Annotated in this window: 23 protein-coding genes and 1 pseudogene; 14 read left to right on the top strand and 10 right to left on the bottom strand. The window is 69.8% G+C overall.

Annotation, left to right across the window (positions count from 1 at the left end):
• Window positions 1–4: 4 nt before the first annotated feature.
• Window positions 5–1,513: an alpha-amylase family protein gene (locus LX88_RS14945; RefSeq protein ID WP_258948372.1), complete on the bottom strand. Its 1,509-nt coding sequence runs from the start codon at window positions 1,511–1,513 to the stop codon at window positions 5–7.
• Window positions 1,510–2,469, bottom strand: coding sequence for a TIGR03885 family FMN-dependent LLM class oxidoreductase (locus LX88_RS14940; RefSeq protein WP_258948371.1), 960 nt, complete (start codon window positions 2,467–2,469; stop codon window positions 1,510–1,512). Before LX88_RS14940 ends, LX88_RS14945 begins: the two co-directional genes overlap by 4 nt.
• Window positions 2,470–2,571: 102 nt before the next feature.
• Between LX88_RS14940 and LX88_RS14935 the strand changes: the two genes are divergently transcribed.
• Window positions 2,572–2,967 (top strand): SsgA family sporulation/cell division regulator, encoded by a 396-nt coding sequence (locus LX88_RS14935; RefSeq protein ID WP_170176122.1) that lies wholly within the window; start codon window positions 2,572–2,574, stop codon window positions 2,965–2,967.
• Here LX88_RS14935 and LX88_RS14930 read toward each other — a convergent pair.
• Both LX88_RS14930 and LX88_RS14925 read right to left on the bottom strand, forming a co-directional pair.
• A complete protein-coding gene (locus LX88_RS14930; protein WP_258948370.1) occupies window positions 2,964–3,524 on the bottom strand; it encodes a GNAT family N-acetyltransferase in 561 nt (186 codons plus the stop codon). The two genes, LX88_RS14935 and LX88_RS14930, sit on opposite strands and share 4 nt — an antisense overlap.
• Complete coding sequence (locus LX88_RS14925; protein WP_258948369.1) at window positions 3,521–3,985, bottom strand: FxsA family protein; 465 nt, start codon at window positions 3,983–3,985, stop codon at window positions 3,521–3,523. The genes LX88_RS14930 and LX88_RS14925 overlap by 4 nt, the downstream gene beginning before the upstream one ends.
• A 130-nt stretch (window positions 3,986–4,115) precedes the next feature.
• Here LX88_RS14925 and LX88_RS14920 point away from each other — a divergent pair, with 130 nt between their 5' ends.
• Complete coding sequence (locus LX88_RS14920; protein WP_258948368.1) at window positions 4,116–5,504, top strand: KamA family radical SAM protein; 1,389 nt, start codon at window positions 4,116–4,118, stop codon at window positions 5,502–5,504.
• A 214-nt stretch (window positions 5,505–5,718) separates the two neighbouring features.
• Here the strand turns inward: LX88_RS14920 and LX88_RS14915 are convergent, their stop codons facing one another.
• The gene (locus LX88_RS14915; protein WP_258948367.1) at window positions 5,719–6,300 is read right to left on the bottom strand and encodes a DUF5677 domain-containing protein; all 582 of its coding nucleotides are present in this window, start codon (window positions 6,298–6,300) and stop codon (window positions 5,719–5,721) included.
• A 223-nt stretch (window positions 6,301–6,523) separates the two neighbouring features.
• On the opposite strand from LX88_RS14915, the gene LX88_RS14910 reads away from it, so the two are divergent.
• Genes LX88_RS14910 through LX88_RS14900 form a run of 3 tightly spaced genes read left to right on the top strand, consistent with a single transcriptional unit; the run spans window position 6,524 to window position 8,222 of the window.
• The gene (locus LX88_RS14910; RefSeq protein ID WP_258948366.1) at window positions 6,524–6,811 is read left to right on the top strand and encodes a hypothetical protein; all 288 of its coding nucleotides are present in this window, start codon (window positions 6,524–6,526) and stop codon (window positions 6,809–6,811) included.
• Complete coding sequence (locus LX88_RS14905; protein WP_258948365.1) at window positions 6,808–7,746, top strand: hypothetical protein; 939 nt, start codon at window positions 6,808–6,810, stop codon at window positions 7,744–7,746. The genes LX88_RS14910 and LX88_RS14905 overlap by 4 nt, the downstream gene beginning before the upstream one ends.
• A complete protein-coding gene (locus LX88_RS14900) occupies window positions 7,743–8,222 on the top strand; it encodes a YbaB/EbfC family nucleoid-associated protein (RefSeq protein ID WP_258948364.1) in 480 nt (159 codons plus the stop codon). Before LX88_RS14905 ends, LX88_RS14900 begins: the two co-directional genes overlap by 4 nt.
• An 8-nt stretch (window positions 8,223–8,230) precedes the next feature.
• On the opposite strand, the pseudogene LX88_RS14895 reads toward LX88_RS14900, so the two are convergent.
• A pseudogene (locus tag LX88_RS14895) lies at window positions 8,231–8,521 on the bottom strand (GNAT family N-acetyltransferase); the annotation flags it as partial.
• A 7-nt stretch (window positions 8,522–8,528) separates the two neighbouring features.
• On the opposite strand from LX88_RS14895, the gene LX88_RS14890 reads away from it, so the two are divergent.
• The 3 genes from LX88_RS14890 to LX88_RS14880 all read left to right on the top strand — a co-directional run bounded on the left by LX88_RS14890 (window position 8,529) and on the right by LX88_RS14880 (window position 10,925).
• A complete protein-coding gene (locus LX88_RS14890) occupies window positions 8,529–9,143 on the top strand; it encodes a sigma factor-like helix-turn-helix DNA-binding protein (protein ID WP_258948363.1) in 615 nt (204 codons plus the stop codon).
• 300 nt (window positions 9,144–9,443) lie between these two features.
• Window positions 9,444–9,914, top strand: coding sequence for an RICIN domain-containing protein (locus LX88_RS14885; RefSeq protein ID WP_258948362.1), 471 nt, complete (start codon window positions 9,444–9,446; stop codon window positions 9,912–9,914).
• A gap of 168 nt (window positions 9,915–10,082) precedes the next feature.
• Window positions 10,083–10,925 carry a MerR family transcriptional regulator gene (locus LX88_RS14880; RefSeq protein WP_258948361.1) on the top strand — a complete coding sequence of 281 codons (843 nt, stop codon included), beginning with the start codon at window positions 10,083–10,085 and terminating at the stop codon, window positions 10,923–10,925.
• A gap of 19 nt (window positions 10,926–10,944) precedes the next feature.
• On the opposite strand, the gene LX88_RS14875 is transcribed toward LX88_RS14880, so the two are convergent.
• Window positions 10,945–11,685, bottom strand: coding sequence for a class I SAM-dependent methyltransferase (locus LX88_RS14875; RefSeq protein WP_258948360.1), 741 nt, complete (start codon window positions 11,683–11,685; stop codon window positions 10,945–10,947).
• 162 nt (window positions 11,686–11,847) lie between these two features.
• On the opposite strand from LX88_RS14875, the gene LX88_RS14870 reads away from it, so the two are divergent.
• The 5 genes from LX88_RS14870 (at window position 11,848) to LX88_RS14850 (ending at window position 17,342) form a co-directional block, all read left to right on the top strand.
• Window positions 11,848–11,997, top strand: a complete 150-nt coding sequence (locus LX88_RS14870; RefSeq protein WP_258948359.1) for a hypothetical protein — start codon at window positions 11,848–11,850, stop codon at window positions 11,995–11,997.
• A 184-nt stretch (window positions 11,998–12,181) separates the two neighbouring features.
• Window positions 12,182–14,932 carry a helix-turn-helix transcriptional regulator gene (locus LX88_RS14865; protein WP_258948358.1) on the top strand — a complete coding sequence of 917 codons (2,751 nt, stop codon included), beginning with the start codon at window positions 12,182–12,184 and terminating at the stop codon, window positions 14,930–14,932.
• Window positions 14,933–15,012: 80 nt separating this feature from the next.
• On the top strand, window positions 15,013–15,846 hold the full coding sequence (locus LX88_RS14860; protein ID WP_258948357.1) for an alpha/beta fold hydrolase: 834 nt from the start codon (window positions 15,013–15,015) through the stop codon (window positions 15,844–15,846).
• Window positions 15,847–15,930: 84 nt separating this feature from the next.
• The gene (locus LX88_RS14855) at window positions 15,931–16,650 is read left to right on the top strand and encodes an alpha/beta fold hydrolase (protein WP_258948724.1); all 720 of its coding nucleotides are present in this window, start codon (window positions 15,931–15,933) and stop codon (window positions 16,648–16,650) included.
• A gap of 68 nt (window positions 16,651–16,718) precedes the next feature.
• Window positions 16,719–17,342, top strand: coding sequence for a DUF1345 domain-containing protein (locus tag LX88_RS14850; RefSeq protein WP_258948356.1), 624 nt, complete (start codon window positions 16,719–16,721; stop codon window positions 17,340–17,342).
• Here the strand turns inward: LX88_RS14850 and arsM are convergent.
• Window positions 17,332–18,090 (bottom strand): arsenite methyltransferase, encoded by a 759-nt coding sequence (arsM, locus tag LX88_RS14845; RefSeq protein ID WP_258948355.1) that lies wholly within the window; start codon window positions 18,088–18,090, stop codon window positions 17,332–17,334. The two genes, LX88_RS14850 and arsM, sit on opposite strands and share 11 nt — an antisense overlap.
• Window positions 18,091–18,169: 79 nt before the next feature.
• Here arsM and LX88_RS14840 point away from each other — a divergent pair, with 79 nt between their 5' ends.
• A complete protein-coding gene (locus LX88_RS14840) occupies window positions 18,170–18,523 on the top strand; it encodes an ArsR/SmtB family transcription factor (RefSeq protein ID WP_258948354.1) in 354 nt (117 codons plus the stop codon).
• On the opposite strand, the gene LX88_RS14835 is transcribed toward LX88_RS14840, so the two are convergent.
• On the bottom strand, window positions 18,513–19,487 hold the full coding sequence (locus LX88_RS14835; protein WP_258948353.1) for an ArsO family NAD(P)H-dependent flavin-containing monooxygenase: 975 nt from the start codon (window positions 19,485–19,487) through the stop codon (window positions 18,513–18,515). The genes LX88_RS14840 and LX88_RS14835 overlap by 11 nt on opposite strands.
• Complete coding sequence (gene arsB, locus LX88_RS14830) at window positions 19,474–20,547, bottom strand: ACR3 family arsenite efflux transporter (RefSeq protein WP_307790321.1); 1,074 nt, start codon at window positions 20,545–20,547, stop codon at window positions 19,474–19,476. The genes LX88_RS14835 and arsB overlap by 14 nt, the downstream gene beginning before the upstream one ends.
• Window positions 20,548–20,560: the final 13 nt, after the last annotated feature.

Genomic DNA, 20,560 nt, shown 5'->3' with positions numbered 1-20,560 from the left:
AGTATCACTCAGTGATCAGGCGGTACCAGCGGCAGTCGTAAGGCGCGAGGTCGACCTTGGCGCCGATCTTCGCGGGCTTCACGCGGCCACCCGTCAGCAGATCGGCGAGCACGCCTTCGGCCGGCACCCGCACGGTGACCTCCCGGTCCGCGAGGTTGTGCACGGCGATCACAGAGCCGCCGTCGCAGTCGGCGCGGTGGGCGAACACGCACGGCTCACCCGTGTCGAGCACCTGGAACGTGCCCCACGAGAGCTCCGGGCACTCCCGGTACCGCGCGACCATGAGCCGCATCCACGTCAGCAACGAGTCCGGGTCGTGGCGCTGGTCGCCCGCGGCGTCCCAGTCCATCGGGACGCGCACCGCCATCCTGCCCTCCAGCGACAGGTCCTCCTCCAGCCCGATCTCCTCGCCGTAGAACAGCACCGGCGTCCCCGGCAGCGTGAAGAGCAGGCTGTAGACCATCCGGATGCGGCGCTGGTCGCCCTTGAGCATGCCGGGCAGCCGGCGACGCAGACCTCGGTCGTAGAGCTGCATCGACTTGTCCGGCCCGAAGGCGTCGAAGACCTCCTGGCGTTCGTCGGTGGGCAGCTTGTCCAGGGTCAGCTCGTCGTGGTTGCGCACGAACGTCGCCCAGTGCCCGTCCCGCGGCGGCTCCGGGCGTTCCTGCAGCGCCTTGACCAGCGGCCCGCTCGACCGCCGCGCCAGCGACAGGTACATCGCCTGCATGCCGACGAAGTCGAAGCACATGGTCAGCTCGTCGCCGACGCCCTGGCCGTAGAAGGCCATCGTGTCCTTGTACGGCAGGTTCACCTCGCCCAGCAGCACGCCCTCACCGTTGCGGCGGTTGAGGAACGCCCTCAGGTCTGTGAGGTAGTCGTGCGGGTCGGGCAGCGCGACGGCGTCCTTCGGATCGTTGTGCTCCAACAGGAACGGGACGGCGTCGACCCGGAACCCGCTCAGCCCCAGTTCCATCCAGAAGCCCATGATGCGCGCGATCTCGTCGCGCACCTCGGGGTTGGACACGTTGAGGTCGGGCTGGTGCTTGTAGAAGCGGTGCAGGTAGTACTTCCCGACCTCCTCCGAGTACTCCCAGAGCGAGTTCTCCTTGTCGGGGAACGTGATCCCCTGCGGTCCGTCGGCCTGGGGCTCGTCCGCCCAGACGTACCAGTCGCGCTTGTCCGGGTCGTGGAACCACGGGTGCTGGTCGGAGGTGTGGTTGACGACGAGGTCGGCGATCACGCGCATGCCTCGGTCCCGTGCGGCGCGCACGAACTCCACGAAGTCGCCCAGCGAACCCAGTCTCGGGTCGACGGAGTAGAAGTCGGTGATGTCGTAGCCGTCGTCGCGTTCGGCGGTCGGGTAGAACGGCATCAACCACACACACGTGACGCCCAGGGCGTGGAGGTGGTCGAGGCGTTCGGTCGCGCCGCGGAAGCCCTCGCCGGAGAAGGTCTCCACGTCCAGGCAGTACAGAACGGCGTTCTTCCACCAGACGTCGGACGTGCGGATCACGCGGTCACCTCCGGCAGCACGTGCTCGCCGAACGCGTCGACGAACGGGATCAGGTCCTGGCCCACGTGGTGCAGGTAGATCTCCTCGAACCCCAGCGACGCGTACTCGTGCAGCCGCTCGGCGTACCACTTGAGGTCGGTGGACACGTCGACGACCTTGGCGACGTCGGCCGGCGTGACGTGCTCGGAGACGACGTCGAAGTGCTCGGCCAGTTCGAGGTCCCAGCACACGGGCGGCTGGAACACGTTGCTGCGCCACTGGTCGTGCGCGATCGCGATGGCCGTCTCTTCGTCTTCGGCCCAGCTGAGGTGCATCTGCAGGTGGAGCTTGCCCTTGCCGCCCGCGTCCCGGTAGGCGCCCGCGACCTCGCGGAGCCGTTCGGGCGGCGCGTTGACGGTGATCAGCCCGTCGGCCCACTCGGCACACCAGCGGGCGGTCGCCGGACTGACCGCGGCACCGATCAGCAGCGGCATCTCGTCGGGCAACGTCCAGAGCTTGGCCCGGTCGACCGTGACCAGGCCGTCGTGGCTGACCTCCTCGCCGGACAACAGCGCGCGGATCACGTCGACGCACTCGCGCAGCCGTGCCGTCCGCACGTCCTTACGGGGCCAGCCGTCACCGGTGATGTGCTCGTTGCTGGCCTCACCGGTGCCGAGCGCGGCCCAGAACCGGCCGGGGTTCATCGCGGCCAGCGTGCCGATCGCCTGAGCGGTGATCGCCGGGTGGTAGCGCTGCCCCGGTGCTGTGACCACGCCGAACGGCAGTTCGGTGGCCTGCAGTGCCGCGCCGAGCCAGGACCAGGCGAACCCGGACTGCCCCTGGCGCGCGCTCCAGGGTGAGAAGTGGTCTGAGCTCATCGCCGCGCCGAACCCCGCCTCTTCAGCCCTGCGCACGGCGGTCAGCAGGTCTGTCGGGTGTATCTGCTCGTGGGACGCATGGATGCCATAGACCGTCATGGGACTTCAGGTACCCAATCGAAAACTTCGGGAAAGCTTTGAACCGGCTCCGGACGGCGGCCGTGTTGGATGCAGCACCCTCACCGCGGAGGAGGAACGGCGATGTTCAACGAGACCCGGGTCGGCACTGCCACCGTCGTTGAGTTCATTCGGCCGGACGGCTCGGTCGAGCCGATGAACGTCGACTTCCAGTACCGATCAGACGATCCACATGCCGTGACCATGCGTTTTCAGGCGCGGGACCAGGAGTCGACCTGGCTCGTCGGCCGCGAACTCCTCGCGGACGGGCTGCTGTCGCCGACCGGACTCGGGGACGTGCGGCTGCGGCCGGGCGACGGCGACGTGCTCGTGCTGGAACTGCTGACCGAGGACTCGCACGCGGTGTTCCACCTGTCCGCGGCCGAGCTGCAGCGGTTCCTCGACTCGACCTACGCGGCGGTCCCGGCCGGGCGTGAGGTCCTCGACTTCGAACTGCTGATGAAGGACCTCCTCGGCTAGAGGCGCAGCCCCAGGACGAGTTTCTCTGCGGAGTCGACCACGCGGAAGCCCATGTGCTCCCAAAAGCCGACCGCGTGTGTGTTGTGGTGCCGCACGTGCACATGAACGCCCTTCTCGAGGCGTTCGAGCAGGCTGCGGACGAGCGCGCCGCCGAACCCCTGGCCCTTCGCGCGAGGCAGCAGGTTCGCGTGCAGGTGCGCCGGGTAGTCCCTCGCGAGCATCAGATCGGCACGGGCCGGGTGGTGGATCTGCTGCACGATCCGGTTCGCGTTCGGCGTCAACGGATAACGGATGCGCAGGTCAGGCCACCAGTCGCGGTCGCAGCGGTCCTCGAAGGCCTCCGTGTCGGACGCCGCGAGCGCGTACCCGCAGATCCCCTCGTCGTCCTCCGCCACGACCACGAGGTCGGGTTCGAACGCCACGTACGGGCCGACGTAGGCGTGGCCCATCAGGCGTGGGTCGTCGAACAGGTGACGCGCGCCGAGGCCACCGTTGCCGGTGTCGAGGCAGATGTCGTACAGCGCGTCCAGGTCGGCGGGCCGGTACGCGCGGATCACCTGAGCTCGCGCCGCTCCGTGATGACGACCGGGCCGGCGTCGACGTCGATCACTTCGCCCTCGACGACCTGACCGGCGCCGAAGCGGCGGTCGTGCTCGAACTTGAGCGCGGCCGCCTCCGCCTTGCGCGCGATCCGCCGGCTCACGAGCTTGCGCGTGGGCGGGAAGAGCAGGAACAACGCGGCGACGTCGCTGATGAAGCCGGGCACCATGATCAACGCTCCGGCCGCCGCGATCAGCACGCCGTCCGCCGTCTCCTGGTGGGGCTGCCGGCGCTGGAACACCGACTCGCGGAACGCGGCCATCGTCTGCGCGCCCTGGCGGCGCACCAGCGACAGTCCGACGAGGGTGCCGAGCAGGAGCAAAGCGATCATCCAGAGCCCGCCGATGGCGTTGCCGACGGCGACCATGACCGCGATCTCGGCGAACATCCCGAGCAGCAGCAGCGCGAAGAGGGGCATGCCCGCTTAACGCACAACGGGCCGTCTTTGCTCCCGACCGGCCCTCCACCAGGCGTTGATCAGAAATATTTACGGCAGCCTAGCGGTATGACAGGATATCTTCACGCGACCTCGACGCTGAGGAGTACGGATGACCGCGCTGCACGACGCCACCACGGCGCTGGAGCGGCTGGACCGCCAGCCGTACACGTACGTCCGCCGTGAGCTGGTCGAACCAGACTGGCGACGCTTCCCCGGCTGGTCGCACGTGACCGAGACGCAGTGGCGCGACGCCCAGTGGCAGCGCGTGAACTGCGTGAAGAACGTGAAGCAGCTCCGCAAGGTCGCGGGCGACCTGCTGACCGACAGGTTCTACGACGACCTCGCCAAGGACATGGACGCCTTCGCGACGATGTCGATGCTGATCCCGCCGCAGATGTTCAACACGATGGCGGTCGACGCGGACCTCTCCCCCGACGCCTTCACCGAGGCGTTCCTGAACGACCCGGTTCGCCGCTACATGCTGCCGGTCTCCTCGGACCGAGACCCGAGGTGGCCGTCACACCCGCACTCCCAGCGCGACTCGCTGCACGAGGCCGAGATGTGGGTGGTGGAGGGCCTGACCCACCGCTACCCCACCAAGGTTCTGGCCGAGATGGTGTCGACCTGCCCGCAGTACTGCGGGCACTGCACCCGCATGGACCTCGTCGGCAACTCAACACCGTTGATCGACAAGCACAAGCTCTCGCTCAAGCCGGTGGACCGCCAGGACCAGATGATCGAGTACCTGAAGAAGACCCCGGGCGTCCGCGACGTGGTCGTCTCCGGCGGCGACGTGGCGAACGTGCCGTGGCCGCAACTCGAGTCGTTCCTCATGCGCCTGCTGGACATCGAAACGGTCCGCGACGTCCGCCTGGCCACCAAGGCCCTGGCGGGCCTCCCCCAGCACTGGCTCCAGCCACGAGTGGTCGAGGGCCTGGAGCGCGTGGCCCGCACCGCGTCCCGGCGCGGCGTGAACCTCGCGATCCACACACACGTGAACCACGCCCAGTCCGTAACCCCCCTCGTCGCCGAGGCCGCCCGCACCGCCCTAGAGGTCGGCGTACGGGACGTGCGCAACCAAGGCGTTCTGATGAAGGGCGTCAACGCGACGTCGGACGACCTGCTGGACCTTTGCTTTGCGCTGCAAGGGGAAGCGAACATCCTGCCGTACTACTTCTACATGTGCGACATGATCCCCAACGCTGAGCACTGGCGGGTGTCCGTGTGGGAGGCGCAGGAGCTGCAGCACGCGATCATGGGCTACCTGCCCGGCTACGCGACCCCACGGATCGTCTGCGACGTGCCGTATGTCGGTAAGCGCTGGGTCAACCAGATCGCCGAATACGACCGTGAGCTGGGCATTTCCTACTGGACCAAGAACTACCGCACCGGGATCGAACTCGAAGATCCGGAGGCGCTGGACCGCCGTTACCCCTACTACGACCCGATCTCCACGCTCGGCGAGACCGGCCAGAAGTGGTGGGCCGACCAGAGCTGACGGGTCACGATGGGGTCGTTTTCGGGACATCTCCCGGGGACGGCCCCATCGGCATGTTTTGCCTGGTCAGAACCCATAGAGTCCCATTGGACCTCGACGTCCAATGGCCCCACGATGGCCCAGGAGATCCATTATGGACGGTGCTGATCCTCCACAGTGGATCTAGCTTGGCAGGCTATGGTCCACTTCCAGACAAAGGTCGCTAATCGCGCACTCAGGCGAGGCCGCCGCGCCCACCTCCTGGGATTGCCCCGTCCACGACGTGGTGACCGACGTGGGTGTACCCGGAGAGCACACGGTGAACCGCGTACATCTGGGGACCTAGCGGGGCGAAATCATCGCAGAGCTGCTGGAAGTTCCTGGCGGGCCCGTCTCCGGCTGAGGGGATGACCACAGAATTCTCGATGATCGCGGTGACCTCGTCCACCTCTCCCCAGCCGAGTTCCAGCATGGCCTTCCCGGCGGCTCGACGTTGACGCTGCTGCTCGTTGATGAAGCCCGCCAAGGCCTCCTCCTCGTTGTGGAACATCCACTGGGCGGTCAGCCCGTGTTCGAGGGCTCCCCTGACCAACGGCATCGCTTCCAAGTTCATGTCCGACTCGTGCAGGTGCATCGCGGCCCGCGCCAAGCGGTGGGTATGGGATGCGAGCGCCAGCACGACCGCCAAGCGGGCGGGAGACACCACGCGTCCTTTACCGACCGACGTCTTGTCCGGGCGGTCGTCCCAGAGCGTCAGCAGTTCGTCGAGGGTGCGGCGCAGTTCCTTGACGCGTTCGGCTTCGGCGCGTTCGGACATCGGCAGACCCTGTGTCTCAATGGGTACGGGACGCTGCTGATATCCCAGCACCGGGCTGTTCGGAGTGCCGGAACAGCTCAGCTTGACAGTGTGCGCTGACACTTCGCTGACACGTATGCCGCGTGATCTTCACCCGAACGGCTGACATAGCCTGGCGCCGTCGAATCCATTGAGACCGCCAGGGGGAGAGATGGGCGCGGGGTTCCACGCTGAACCAGAGGGCTTGAAGCACACGGCGAAGCACGACATGGGCAAGCTCATCGACCACACGCACACCGCCAGGACCAAGCTCGCCCATACCGAGCACCTCGACGGGCGGGCGTTCGCGGGTGACGTGGAGGTCTACGAGGCGCTCGGCGAGTGGCGTGGGGCTCGTTCGATGCTGCTTGATGTGTTCGCCAGGAACGAGGAGAACCTGGTGCTGGCCCAGGAGGCCCTGATCGAGGTTGCCGAGCGCTACATCGCCGTGAACTCCGACCAGCAGCGGATGTTCGGAGGGTTCCTGTCGTGAGCTGGGCCGGCGACATGAAGAAGCACGCCGACTACTTCTGCAAGAAGTTCGACGAGCAGGACGACTGGTTCTTCCCCGACCATCTGGAGGAGAACGCGAGTTACCCCACGGCCAAGGAGGACGTCCAGGCCCTCTTCGCCGAGTTCGGGCGGTTCATCGAGGTCGACGTGGCACTCGCGGGTGTGCGCGAGGAGATCTCGTTGCTGGACAAGGCCGCGGACGACATCGACCAGGACTTCTGCGAGGGCGTCCTCAACGACATGGACCTCTACCTGGAGAACTGGGAGGGCGACGCCGCCGACGGTTTCCGTTCGTACCTGCGTGGCCAGCCGAGCATCGAGGGGGCGCTCGCCCGCAAGCGGGACCTCGTCCGGGCCTCGAAGTACGCGATGCAGGCCTACGAGAAGGCCATCACGAGCTTCCGCGACGACGTGCTGGCCCTGGTCGAGGCCGGGCAGAAGGGGGTCGAGGCCGGCGAGGTGCGGGAAGCCAAGATCATGATCACCCTGGCGTCCGCGGCGGCGTCGATCGGTGTCGCGGCCGCGACCGCCGGTGCCGGCGCGGCGTTCCTCGCTACCCTCGCGGTCGGCGACGCGCTGCAGACCGGGGCGGCCGGCGTCAACGCGACCTTCCTCGAGGCGGGCAGCGTGGAGGAGGTCGTCGGCAAGCTGCCGGGGAAGGGCGAGGACATCCTCGAGACCGGTCGCCGCCAGATGGAGAGGGTCCGCATGGGCTTCCAGGCGGTGGGCGCGACCATGGCGGGTGCGGGGATGCCCGAGGTCAACCCGCCGCGGCCGCGGCTGGTGACCGACGACAGCTTCAACCCCGACGACTTCCACCAGGACGGGCGCAAGCCCTCGGACAGGATCAGCCACGACGACCTGGTGAAGGAGTCGAAGGAATCGGACAGCGGTCCCGGGCGGCCGGGGCTGTGACGGAGGACGCGGAGGCGCGCGCGGCCCGGCTGCGCGCCCAGTCCGAGGAAGGCGCCACGGCGGTCGATCGTCGTTCTCAGGCCAAGGAGTGGGCCGAGAAGCAGGTCGCCGCGGTTCGCGGCACCGCGCGGAGCCAGCACGGCGACGTGGCCGCCACCGTCGACCACTCCGGGCTGCTGCTGCGGCTCGAGCTGTCGCCTCTCACCAAGCAGGCCAAGCACGACGACCTGGCGCACGCGATCACCGGTGTCGTGCGCCAGGCCACCGCCGACGCGCGCAACCAGGTGCGCGAGGTGTACGTGCGGCTGCAGAACGAGGGCGTGATCCGGTCTCTGCCGCCGTTCCTGCTGCCCGCGCCCGAAGCAGGGGCGGTGACGCTGGCACTGCCCGTGCGCGGCAACTCACCCGCGCGGCGGGCCGGGGACAGCGCCGAGGAAGGTCCGCCGGACAGCTGGCTCAAGGACGATCCCTGGTGACCACGCGATCAGCCGGCGCGGCGGCGTGCCAAGAGGACGGTGTCGCGCCACTCGCCGTGGTGCTGAGCGATTCGTTCTCGTAGACCCACCGTGCGGACGCCCGCCTTGTGGTGCAGGGCGATGCTTGCCCGGATCTCCGGGAAGATCACGGCCGGCAGGGTCCACAGGTCGTCGGCGTCCGCGGCGGACACCTGGTGGTGCAGAAGGGTTTTGCCCACGCCCTTGCCCCGCGAGGCGTCGGCCCCGCAGATCGAGGCCTCCACCACGCCCGCGTAGCACTCGCGTGCCGAGCCGGGCGAGGTGGTCGTGCTGCGCGAGTCGGTGCGGCTCGCGCTGATCGCAGCACTGCAGCACCTGCCGGTGCGGCAACGGGCGGCGTTGCTGCTGCGGGAGGTCCTGTCGTGGTCCGCCGCCGAGATCGCGGAGACGCTCGGCGTCAGCGTGCCCGCGGTGAAGAGCCTGCTGCAACGGGCCCGCAGGCGGCTCGACGAGCTGGACCTGACGGACCTGCGGCCCCGGCAGCCGGACCTCGAACTCGAACGCGCGCTGCTCGACCGCTACGTCACCGCGTTCGAGGCGGGCGACTCCGCCGCCATCCGCGAGGTCATCCACGACGACTTCAGCCTCGAGGCCGTGCCGCACCCGGTGTGGTTCCGGGGCGTGCGGGTGTGCGTCCCGTTCCTGGAGAGGAACTTCGCCGCCAGGAACGGTGGCGTCAGGAACGGTGGCGTCAGGATGCTGCCGACGAGGGCCAACGGCCAGCCCGCCGCGGCCGGGTACCGCCGCGACGGCCGCGGGGTCCTGCGCGCCGACTGCCTGTGGGTGCTGACCGTGACCGGCGAGCGGTTCTCGCGCTCCGTCAAGTTCGAGAGCCCCGGCCTGGTCGTCGCCGCCGGCTTCCCGGAGCAGCTCCCGGGCTAGGGCATGATCGCGCGCACTTCCTGTGGCGCAACGGACTCACCTGTTTCGGCGTCAGTCGATCGGACTTGATCGCCGACCGGACCTGACAGGTCACGATGGGGCAGAGCCGAGTTGCGGGCGCTGGTGATGTCCTGGTTCCTGTTTCCGACTTCGGTTCGCAACGAGCGACACCGCACCGGTCACTCCATTCGGGTGGTTCGCAGGTAGGTGAGCAACGCCCCGCCGCACCTGGACGTGTGACGCACGGCGGGCCGGCCTGACCTGACTGCCGGCCGGACGCCGACCACGAGGGGGATCATCATGACGTTCAAGGGAATGCTGCTCCGGCTGGCAGGATCCGTCACGGCCGTGGCACTGGTGTTCACCGCGGCGCCGGCAGTCGCCAGTGCGGCGCCGCAGGCCGAGTCGCTGTACTGGATCAGGTTCGCTGCGGGGGTCCAACGCTGCCTGGACGCCAACCTCGAAGGCACCGTGTACACCCACGCCTGCCAAGACAGGAACACCTACCAGCAGTGGGACAACTACACCACTGGGAAGTTCAGGCACAAGAGGACCGGGCTGTGCCTGGGCGCCGGAACGTCGTTCGTGTCCCTCATGTCCTGCTCGGTCAACGCCAGCGACTGGACGACGTCGTCGACGACGAACAAGTACGTCATGAACAAGTCGACGGGTCTCTGCCTGGACAACGACGGCGGCCAGTCAGAGCCTGTCGGACTGCGGGTCTGCCGGGCGGGAACCGCGTTGTGGACCATGACGAGGCTGACGGACTGACAGGGCGGTGGGCCGTTCGGGAGGACGGCCCGCTTTCCGCTGCCGCGGTTCTCAGGCGATGAGCTGGTCAAGCACGCCCTTGCGGCTTCAGGAGCCTGCGCGTGTTGCACATGCCGTAGCGGTATGTGATGTCGTGGAGCTACCACGGCACGAAAGGCTCCCTCCTCAATGCACCCCTCCTTCACGCCTCCCCAGCAGGTCAAGATCGGTGACGCGGCCGCGTTCGCCGGGACCACCCCGCGCGCGATCCGCCACTACCACGAGATCGGTCTGCTGCCGGAGCCCGAGCGGGGCACGGACGGCCGCCGCCGTTACGGCTACGACGACATGATCCGGTTGCTGTGGATCCGCAGGATGGCGGAGGCCGGCATCAGCCTGGACGACATGCGGGCCGCCTTCCACGAGAACCGGGACATCGAGGAGAGCCTGGGCCGGCTGGAGGAGACCCTGGCCGTCAAGGAGGCCGGCATCAAACGCCAGCGCGCCGTCGTCGAGCGCCTGCGGGCCGTCGGCAGCCCGCTCGGACTGCTCTCCGAACTGGTGACGAACCGGCTCAGCCACCTGCCGCCGGGCGCGCTGCGTCGTTCCGACCTGGACGCCCTGCTGGTCACGGAACGGGTGTTCGGCCCGCTGGGCGCTGCCATCCAGGCGAGCTCGTTCATCGTGCTGGCCACCTACCCCGGCCTGCGAGCCGAGGAGGACCGTCTCGACGCTGCCGAGGCCGGCCTCGACGACGGCGTTGATCCCCTTGATCCCCGCGTCGAAGAAGTCGCCGCACAGCGGTACGCCCACCACAAAGCTGTGGAGAAGGTCATCGAGGCGGACGGCCTGGACGTCGACGAGGAGAAGCTCTTCGAGACCTACGACGCCGATCTGACGGGCGAGGAGCCCGCGCTGATGAGCGTCTCCGAAGCTATCACCAAGATGCCCTACGGCTTCTCCCCCGCCCGGCTCCGCTGCGTGGAGCTCACGGGAAAGCTCATGGCCCAAGACCACGCCGTGGACAGCTGATCCGGCACGATCGGCGCCGTCAATCCCGTTGCGCGAGAAGCGAGAACGAGTTCGGCAGCCGTCCGCGCCACGCCGCCGCTGTGACGCCGTCGGGTCGCCAGAACGGTTCGGGGTGCTCCGCGACGTGTGCGATGCGCAGGCCGGCGGAGATCACCGCGTTGATGATCTCGCCCAGGCTCGCCTGCCACTCCACCGCACCGTTGGCGGGGAACGTGTCGTTGACGTGGGAACGGGCGAAGTACCCGCGGTCAGGTCGAATCCGCGGTTCGTCGTCGTCCCAGGTCCACAGTGGAACGGCCGGGTGTGCCTCGTGGACGAACAGGGTGCCTCCCGGTCGCAGCAGGCGAGCCGCGTCCCTGGCCCACACGGGCAGGTCGGGCATCCAGATCAGCGCCCCCTTGCCCGTGTAGACGAGGTCGGCGCACTCGTCGCGCAGCGGAGCGCCCGGCAGTTCCGCCACCACGTAGCGGCAGGCCGCGCCCAGCTCGTCGGCCCTGCGTTGTGCCGCGGTGGCGGCGGTCTCGCTGAAGTCGATGCCCAGCACCGATCTCGCGCCGGCGGCGACCAGCGCGATGTCGTCCAGCCCGTGCCCGCTCTGCAGATGGACGACGTCGGGTGCGGACCTGAGTGTGGGGTGCAGCAGGTCGAGTTCGCACGCGAGAAGCGATGAGCCGCTCCTGGCTTGGTCGAGCAGGTCCTGGTACTCGCGGACGTGCTTCTGCGACGCCGCCTCCCATGCGACACGGTTTCGCTTGGTCACGGGTTCCATGCTCGTACTGTGCTCACTCGTCCTTGCGAGGCACAGCGAATTTCCCATCGGGTGGTCCGGTCGATCATGACTTGGGGACACCGGGTTGAACCCGGAAAACGGTGGGTATTACGCGGTCCACCACAGCACTTTGGAACGATCGGAAGCACTCTCATGACCTTGCACGCGCCGGACACCCTGTTCAGCCACCCCGAGACGCACCAGCCGCACGTGGCGCCCGGTTCGTCGCAGCTGGACCAGCCGACGTGGACGGACCTCTTCCAGGAGCCGCCGGCCGCACCGCGGACCTCCTCCGAGAACTGACGAAGCGACCACGTCCCGTCATCTTCACGTGACGCACGCCGCCTTCTCGAGCAACAAGACCGCGCATGTTCGACCCGGTGCTCAAATATCCTGCAGGCACAGAAGCCCTCGCAGGGCCGGCCCGTTCGGCGTGGCCGCGGCGCTTGCCGGCAGCGGGGAGTCACACGGGAAGAGAGAGCGCGGCATGCAACGACGGGCGCTGCTGGGTCGCGAGGTGGAGCGCCGGGAGCTGGCTGCCCTGGTCGAGCAGGCCGCCTCCGGGTCGGGTGGCGCGCTGGTCGTCCTCGGCGCCCCCGGGATCGGCAAGTCGGCGCTGGTCGCCGAGGCGGCGGCGCGGGCGTCGGAGCGCGGGACTCGGGTGATCACGGCGGTCGGGGTGGAGTCCGAGGAGGACGTGCCCTGCGCCGGTCTGCACCAGCTGGTCCACCAGTTGCGGGACGGGATCGACGACCTGCCTGGGCGGCAACGTGCTGCGCTTCGTGCGGCCGTCGGGCTCGCCGACGAGGCCGTGCCCGACCTCTACCTCGTCGGCCTGGCCGCGCTGACCCTGTTGTCGGACGCGGCGGTGAAGGCGCCGTTGCTGGTGGTCGTCGAGGACGCCCACTGGATGGACGGGGCCAGTCTCGACGTGCTCGGGTTCGTCGCGCGGCGGATCGAGTCCGACCCGCTCGCACTGGTCGCCGTCACCCGCAGCCTCGACGACCGGCTCGGCGGCGCCGGGTTGCCCGTGCTGAAGCTGGACCCGCTGACCGAGGAGGTGTCGGGTGAGCTGCTGGACGTGGTGGCACCCGGCCTGGGGCAGCACGTCCGGCGTCGGCTGCTGGTGGAGGCGGCCGGGAACCCGCTGGCGCTGACCGAGCTGCCGGTCGCGCTGCAGTCCGTCGGCGGGGCGTACGCGCTCACGCCGGGTCCGCTGCCGTTGACCGAGCGGCTGGAGCGGACCTTCACGGCCCGGGTCTCCCGTCTTCCGGCCGACACCAGGGCGGTCCTCCTCCTCGCGGCCCTCAACGGCGACGGCACGATGGACGAGTGCCTCGCCGCCGCTGCCCGGATGCTCGGGAGAGCGGTCGACGTCACCGCCCTGGAACCGGCGGTCAAGGCAGGCCTGGTGGAGCCTTGGGACCTGGTCTTCCGGCACCCGCTCGTCCGCTCGGCGATGCACCACGCCGCGACCGCCGCGGAACGGCAGGCCGCGCACGCAGCTCTCGCCTGCGAGCTCCAGGGGCAGCCCGACCGGCAGGCGTGGCACCGTGCCGCCGCCACCGCCGGCTCCGACGAGCAAGCGGCGCGGGACCTGGACTCCACGGCCGGGAGAGCCTTGCGGCGGGGCGGTGTCGCCGCGGCACTGGCCGCGCTGCGACGAGCCGCGGAGCTGACCGCGGACCCCTCCGCTCGGGCGGACCGGCTGCTGCGTGCGGCCGAGCTCGCTCTGGAGTCCGGCCAGTGCGACGTCGCGGCGCACCTGCTGGCCCAGGCGCGCTCGCTGGACCTCTCGGTCCGGGACCAGGGGCGTGCTGCCTGGGTCGGCATCGCCCTAATCGAGGGGGGCGCGCAGGGCGAGGGCACCGCGACCGCCGAACTGGCCGAGCTGGCCATCGGGATCGCCGCCGGTGGCGAGCCCGTGCTGGGGCTTCGCATGCTGTGGGGCGCGGTCCTGCACTGCTTCTGGGGAGAGCCGGGCCCGGCTGCCCGCCGGCGGGTCGCCGCCGCCGCCGACCGCATGCCCGTGGACGCGGGCAACGCCGACCTGGTGGCCCTGCGGGCGTACTGCGCGCCGGTCGAGCGCGGACGAGCCGTCCTCGAAGCCCTGACCGGTCAGCTGGACCGGTCGTCCGAGGACGCCGAAGGTGATCAGCTCTTGGGCGCCGCCGCGGTGACGGTGGGTGCTCCCGCCCTGGCGAGCCGGCTGGCCTCGAGGTCGCTGGACGCCCTGCGGGCACGGGGCCGGCTGTCGATGCTGGCCAGGGCTCTCTGCGTCCAGGCGGGCAGCGCCGCACGACTCGGTGACGTGCGCGCCGCTCACCTCGCCGCCGAGGAGGCCGCCGAGCTCGCCCGCGAGACCGGTCAGCCCCTCGTGCACGCGATGGTGCACGCCATCCGCGCACAGCTCGCCGCCGTCTGCGGCGACCCGCACGCGGAGGCGTGGGCAGCGGAGGCGGAACGCACCGCCCTTCCCGGCAACGCGCGCCCGGCGCTGGCCATCGTGCAGATGGCCCGCGGGCAGGCGGCCCTCTGCCAGGGGCGCTACGGCGACGCCTTCGGGCACCTGCGCCGCGTCTTCGAGCCGGCCGACCCCGCTTTCCACCCCTGGCTGCGCTTCTACGGGGTCGCCGAACTGGTCGAGGCGGCCGTGCGCAGCGAGTCCGCCGAAGCGGCGCGGGACGTCCTGCGGGAGCTGGCCCCGCTCGCCGAGCAGACCCCCTCACCCGCCCTGCTGTGCGGGTTGCGCCTCGCCCGCGCCCTGCTCAGCCCGCCGGACGCAGCCGAGCAGCTCTACCGGACGGCCCTCGACGCCGTCCCCGTCGACTGGCCGTTCGAACGGGCGCGGGTGCACCTCGCCCTGGGCGCGTGGCTGCGGCGGCACCGGCGGCCCGCGGAGTCCCGCGTCGTCCTGCAGGCGGCCTGCGAGGTCTTCGACGCGCTCGGAGCGTCGGCCTGGGCGGAACGGGCACGCCAGGAGCTGCGCGCCGCCGGTACGTCCTCGCCCCGCCAGGACCCGGCCGCCGCCGACCGGCTCACCTCGACCGAGCTGCACGTCGCCCAGCTCGCCGCGCAGGGGCTGACCAACCGGGAGATCGGCGAGCGGCTGTACGTCTCGCCCAGGACGGTCAGCACCCACCTCCAGCGGATGTTCCCCAAGCTGGGCGTGACGTCCCGCGGCGAGCTCGCCGCGGTGCTCAGCGGCACGATGACGTACGCCGAAGACGTCGTCTGACGGACGCGAACGGCCCTGCTCACTTCATAGGTTCGTGCCATGCCCGGTCCGCACACGGCGGACGGGCGCGGGAAGGCACCATGGGAACCATCACCGTCGGCACCGAAGGTTCGACCGACATCGAGCTGTACTACGAGGACCACGGCTCCGGCCAGCCGGTCGTCCTGATCCACGGCTACCCGCTCGACGGGCAGTCCTGGGAGAAGCAGACCGACGCGCTGGTCAAGGCCGGCTACCGCGTCATCACCTACGACCGCCGGGGCTTCGGCCGGTCGAGCAAGACCATGACGGGCTACGACTACGACACCTTCGCCGGTGACCTGGACAAGGTCCTGACCCAGCTCGACCTGCGGGACGTCGTCCTCGTCGGCTTCTCGATGGGCTCGGGCGAGGTCGCCCGCTACCTCGGCACCTACGGCTCGCAGCGGGTGGCGAAGGCGGCCTTCCTCGGCGCGCTCCAGCCGTTCCTGCTGCAGACGGAGGACAACCCGGCGGGCGTGCCGCAGTCGGTGTTCGACGGCATCGCCGAGCAGGCCGAAGCCGACCGCTACGCCTGGTACGAGAACTTCTTCGTCGACTTCTTCAACACCGACGAGACGCTCGGCTCCCGGCTCAGCGACGCCGCGCTGCGGGCGAACTGGGCCACCGCCATCGCCTCGGCGCCCGTGGCGGCGTACGCGTGCGTCCCGGCGTGGCTGACGGACTTCCGGGACGACGTGAAGAGCATCGACGTGCCGTCGCTGATCCTGCACGGCACCGCCGACCGCATCCTGCCGATCGACGCCACCGCCCGCGAGTTCCGCCGCCGCCTGCCCGACGCGCGCTACGTCGAGATCGACGGCGCTCCGCACGGCCTGCTGCTCACCCACGCGGCCGAGGTCAACGCCGCCCTGCTCGCCTTCCTCACAGACTGAGAACCGGACATGCACAGACTCAAGCACCGCGTCACCGCTCTACTGGCCGTACTCGTCGCTGTCGCCGGGCTCACCCTGTTCGGCATGTCGAACGCCGTGGCGACCGGGCAGAAGCCCACGATCGTCCTCGTCCACGGCGCCTTCGCGGACGGGTCGAGCTGGAACCCCGTGATCGAGCGCCTGCAGCGACGAGGCTTCACCGCCGTCGCCGTCGCCAACCCCCTGCGCGGAGTCGCCTCCGACGCCGAGGCCCTCGACGCGCACCTCGCCGCCATCGACGGGCCTGTGGTGCTCGTCGGCCACTCCTACGGCGGTGCCGTCATCACCAACGCCAAGGCGCGGTCCCCGAAGGTGAAGGCGCTGGTGTACGTCGCCGCGTTCGCCCCCGCCGCAGGTGAGGCCGCGGCGCAGCTCGCCGCGAAGTACCCCGGCAGCACGCTGGGTGAGACGCTGGCACCGGTCACGCTGCCCGACGGCTCGAAGGACCTGAGCATCAAGCCTTCGCTCTTCCGGCAGCAGTTCGCGGCCGACGTCCCGGCGCGGCAGACCGCCCTCATGGCCGCCACCCAGCGCCCCATCCGGGACGCCGCCCTGAACGAGGCGTCCGGCGCACCCGCCTGGGCGAGCATCCCCTCGTGGTTCCTGCTGGCCGGCGCCGACAAGAACATCCCCTTGCAGGCACAGAGGTTCATGGCCGACAGGGCCGGCTCACGCGCCACCGTGACCGTCGAGAGAGCCTCGCACGCCGTGGCGGTCTCGCGTCCGGACGCGGTCGTCGACCTCGTCCTCCGCGCCGCGCGCTGACGCCTCCCCTGGCCCCGTGACCTTGAGGTCACGGGGCCGGCCCTCTGCCGTTCCGACGAAGGAAAGTCATGCGTTTCAGCCCGTCCATCGTGCTGTCCCGGATCATCGAGGGCACACTCGCCCTGCTCGGCATCCCCATCTTCTTCGCGGAGGTGGGCGACACCCGATGGATCGCGTTGTGGGACGTCCTCGCCCTCGTCTACCTCACGATCCGCATCATCCGCCTCAGTCGCAGCAAGCGGGCGGGCGACGACCAGGGCGCCTGGGTCAAGACCGCGCTGGGCCGCCGCAGCGGCACCCTGTTCACCCTGTTCACCAGCCTGGTCGGGATCACGTCCGGCCTGACCATCGTGCTCATCGAGGAAGGCACCCCAGCCGCGGTGGCCGACAAGGCCTTCGGTGTGCTCGCCGTGCTGCTGGCATGGGCGATCCTGCACTTCGGCTACGCCGACCGCTACGCGCAGGCCTACTACAGCGCCCTGCCCGAGAAACTGCTGGTGTTCCCCGGCACCGAACACCCGACCTACATCGACTTCACGTACTTCTCCTTCACCGTCGGCACCACCTTCGCCGTCTCCGACGTCGACGCGCACACCTCCGCGATGCGGCTGCGGATCCTCGCGCACGGCGTGCTCTCGTTCATCTACAACACCGCGATGCTCGGCATCGCCATCGGCGTGATCAGCGGCTGACGCCGAGTGGCTTGACCGCGCGGACGATGGTGCCGTGCATGCCGTCGGCCGCCTCGTACGCCGGCGTGATCTCGATGTCGGTGAACCCGGCGGCTTCGAGGCCCTCGCGGTACTCGGTGAACGTGAGGGCGCCGGCGATGCAGCTGACGTACGAGCCGCGTTCCGCTCGGTCGGCGGGCGTGAGGTGGTCGTCGGCGACCACGTCGGAGATGCCGACGCGGCCACCGGGGCGCAGGACGCGGAAGGTCTCGGCGAACACGGCGGGCTTGTCGACGGAGAGGTTGATGACGCAGTTGGAGATCACGACGTCGATGGTGCCGCCGGGCAACGGGATGGCCTCGATGTTCCCCTTCAGGAACTCGACGTTCGTGGCGCCTGCCTTGTCCGCGTTGGACAATGCGAGCGCGAGCATCTCGTCGGTCATGTCCAGGCCGTAGGCCTTGCCGGTGGTGCCCACGCGGCGCGCGGAGAGCAGGACGTCGATGCCGCCGCCCGATCCCAGGTCCAGCACGTGCTCGCCCTCGCGGAGCCCGGCGACGGCGATGGGGTTGCCGCAGCCGAGCGAGGCGGCCACGGCCTCGGCGGGCAGTTCGTCGCGCTGGGCCGCCGGGTAGAGCGTGGCGCCGAAGGTCTCGTCGACCTGGGCGGTCTGCGGTCCGCAACACCCGCCTCCACCTTCGACGACGGCGGTCGCGGCGGCGGCGTAGCGGGCGCGGACGGTCTCGCGCAGCTCGGTCTGCTCGGTCATGAGGGGCCCACTTCCAGGCTGTATTGACGTTTGTCTATGCAGTGTTGCGCGAAAGCCCGAGTGCCGTCAACATTGAAAGATGTCGAAGCAAGAGGCGGGCTGCTGCGCACCGCTGCCGGAAGACCCGCTGGCAGCGGAACAGGCGGCCGAGCTGTCGATGATGTTCAAGGCGCTCGGCGACCCGGTGCGCCTGCGGCTGCTGTCGATGATCGCTTCGGGACCGGAAGCCGGTGTCTGCGTCTGCGAGCTGACGCCCGCGTTCGAGCTGTCGCAGCCCACGATCTCGCACCACCTCAAGCTGCTGCGGCAGGCGGGCCTGGTCGACTGCGAGCGCCGGGGCACGTGGGTCTACTACTGGGCGCGCCCGGAGACGACCGATCGGATGGCCGCGGTGCTGGGCAGCGTGGGCGACCGGCGTGCGGTCACGGCCTGAGCGTCGCCGCGATCTTCGCGACCGCCGCCTTCGCGGTCGGCCCGACCCCGATGAGGGTCGCGGACGCCGGGCCGGTCCAGCCGCCGTAGCCGAGCAGGTGCAGGCGAGGTTCCTCCGCGGCCGTCGTGCCCTCGACGGCGACGTGGCCTCCGGTGTCGCGCAGCCGCAGCGGGGCCAGGTGGCTCAGGGCGGGCCGGAACCCGGTGCACCACACCACGACGTCCGCGCCGGACAGGGCTTCGACATCCATCGGCGTGGCGACGAGCAGTCCGTTGTCGCGGGCTTCGCGGACGGGCGGCACGGCCACGATGTCGCCGAGCTCGCTGACGCCGCCGCGCCGGGTGGCGATGTCGAACAGCGCTTTGCCGTCGATCTCGTCGGGCATGTACCGCGGCGGCCGGCGGGTCATCCAGGTCAGCCCGGCGTGCGGCGCGAGGTCGGCGGCGATCTGCGCACCGGAGTTGCCGCCGCCGACCACGACGACCTTCTGCCCAGCGAACTCGAACGGGTCGCGGTAGTCGACGGTGTGCAACTGCCGGCCGGGCAGGTCCATCAGCGGCCGGAAGGGTCGCCACCAGGTGCCCGTCGCACTGATGACGTGCCGCGCCGACCAGGTGCCGGAGTCGGTCCGCACCAGCAGCCGGTCGCCGTCGCGGGTCACCGAGGTGACCTGGACGGGCCGGTGGACGGGGATGTCGTAGCGCTTCTCGTAGTCGGTGAGGTAGTCGACGACGTGCTGCGCGGTCGGGTAACCGTCCGGAAAGGACGGCATGGGCCGGCCGGGCAGCGAGCTGTGACGGGCGACGGAGAACAGGCGCAGCGAGTTCCAGGTCAGCGGCCACGCCCCGCCCGGCATGGGTTGCGCGTCGAGCACCACGTGGTCGACGCCCGCGCGGCGCAGGTAGAAAGCGGCGGCCAGCCCTGCCTGGCCGCCGCCGATCACCACGACGTCAGACTCGGGCACGAGTCACCCATCGACGCCGGAGCCAGAGGCTGACGTACACGAGCGCGACGAGCACGGGCACTTCGATCAGCGGCCCGACCACACCGGCCAGCGCCTGACCGGAGGTCACGCCGAACACCCCGATCGCGACGGCGATGGCGAGCTCGAAGTTGTTGCCCGCCGCGGTGAACGCCAGCGTCGTGGTCCGCTCGTAGGAGAGTCCGGACGCCTTGCCGAGCGCGTAGGAGCCAGCCCACATGATGGCGAAGTAGACCAGCAGCGGCAACGCGATCCTGACGACGTCGAGCGGCCTGTTCGTGATGGTCTCGCCCTGCAGCGCGAACAGGATGACGATCGTGAACAGCAGGCCGTACAACGCGATCGGGCCGACGCGCGGCAGGAACTTCGACTCGTACCAGTCCCTGCCACGGGTCCGCTCCCCCAGCCTGCGGCTCAGGTAGCCGGCCAGCAGCGGGATGCCCAGGAAGATCAGCACCGACTTGGCGATCTCCCACGCGGAGAAGTCCACAGACGCGGTGCCCAGGCCGAGCCAGCCGGGCAGCAGGTCGAGGTAGAACCAGCCGAGCACGCCGAACATGACGACCTGGAACACGGAGTTGAGCGCCACGAGCACCGCGGCGGCCTCGCGGTCACCGCACGCCAGGTCGTTCCAGATGATGACCATCGCGATGCAACGCGCGAGACCGACGATGATCAGGCCGGTCCGGTACTCGGGCAGGTCGGCCAGGAAGATCCAGGCCAGCGCGAACATCAGCGCGGGGCCGAGCACCCAGTTCAGCACGAGCGACAGCACCATCGTCCGCTTGTCGCGGGTGACGGTGTCGAGCTTGTCGTAGCGGACCTTCGCGAGCACCGGGTACATCATCAGCAGCAGGCCCAGGGCGATCGGCAACGAGACGCCGTCGACCTTCACCGCGTCCAGCACGCCCTGCAGGCCGGGGACGAACCGGCCGAGCAGCAGTCCGGCGACCATGGCGACGCCGATCCACACCGGCAGCAGTCTGTCCAGGAAGGACAGACGGTGCAGCACGTCCGGTGCCGCGGTTTCCTTGGTGCTCAACGGGTTCCTTCAG

The organism is Lentzea californiensis (genome assembly GCF_024648825.1).
GTDB classification, from domain to species: domain Bacteria; phylum Actinomycetota; class Actinomycetes; order Mycobacteriales; family Pseudonocardiaceae; genus Lentzea; species Lentzea californiensis.
The sequence above is the reverse complement of the archived record's forward strand: the minus strand, read 5'-3'. Positions and strand labels throughout refer to the sequence as shown.

Bases quoted from the DNA above. Each gene is read 5' to 3' on its own strand.
- LX88_RS14850 (WP_258948356.1), top strand. From the start codon at position 16,719: ATGCGTTTCAGCCCGTCCATCGTGCTGTCCCGGATCATCGAGGGCACA.
- LX88_RS14865 (WP_258948358.1), top strand. From the start codon at position 12,182: ATGCAACGACGGGCGCTGCTGGGTCGCGAGGTGGAGCGCCGGGAGCTG.
- LX88_RS14880 (WP_258948361.1), top strand. From the start codon at position 10,083: ATGCACCCCTCCTTCACGCCTCCCCAGCAGGTCAAGATCGGTGACGCG.
- arsM (WP_258948355.1), bottom strand. From the start codon at position 18,090: ATGACCGAGCAGACCGAGCTGCGCGAGACCGTCCGCGCCCGCTACGCC.
- LX88_RS14915 (WP_258948367.1), bottom strand. From the start codon at position 6,300: ATGTCCGAACGCGCCGAAGCCGAACGCGTCAAGGAACTGCGCCGCACC.
- LX88_RS14940 (WP_258948371.1), bottom strand. From the start codon at position 2,469: ATGACGGTCTATGGCATCCATGCGTCCCACGAGCAGATACACCCGACA.
- LX88_RS14840 (WP_258948354.1), top strand. From the start codon at position 18,170: ATGTCGAAGCAAGAGGCGGGCTGCTGCGCACCGCTGCCGGAAGACCCG.
- LX88_RS14920 (WP_258948368.1), top strand. From the start codon at position 4,116: ATGACCGCGCTGCACGACGCCACCACGGCGCTGGAGCGGCTGGACCGC.
- LX88_RS14855 (WP_258948724.1), top strand. From the start codon at position 15,931: ATGTCGAACGCCGTGGCGACCGGGCAGAAGCCCACGATCGTCCTCGTC.
- LX88_RS14925 (WP_258948369.1), bottom strand. From the start codon at position 3,985: ATGCCCCTCTTCGCGCTGCTGCTGCTCGGGATGTTCGCCGAGATCGCG.
- LX88_RS14870 (WP_258948359.1), top strand. From the start codon at position 11,848: ATGACCTTGCACGCGCCGGACACCCTGTTCAGCCACCCCGAGACGCAC.
- LX88_RS14935 (WP_170176122.1), top strand. From the start codon at position 2,572: ATGTTCAACGAGACCCGGGTCGGCACTGCCACCGTCGTTGAGTTCATT.
- LX88_RS14860 (WP_258948357.1), top strand. From the start codon at position 15,013: ATGGGAACCATCACCGTCGGCACCGAAGGTTCGACCGACATCGAGCTG.
- LX88_RS14885 (WP_258948362.1), top strand. From the start codon at position 9,444: ATGACGTTCAAGGGAATGCTGCTCCGGCTGGCAGGATCCGTCACGGCC.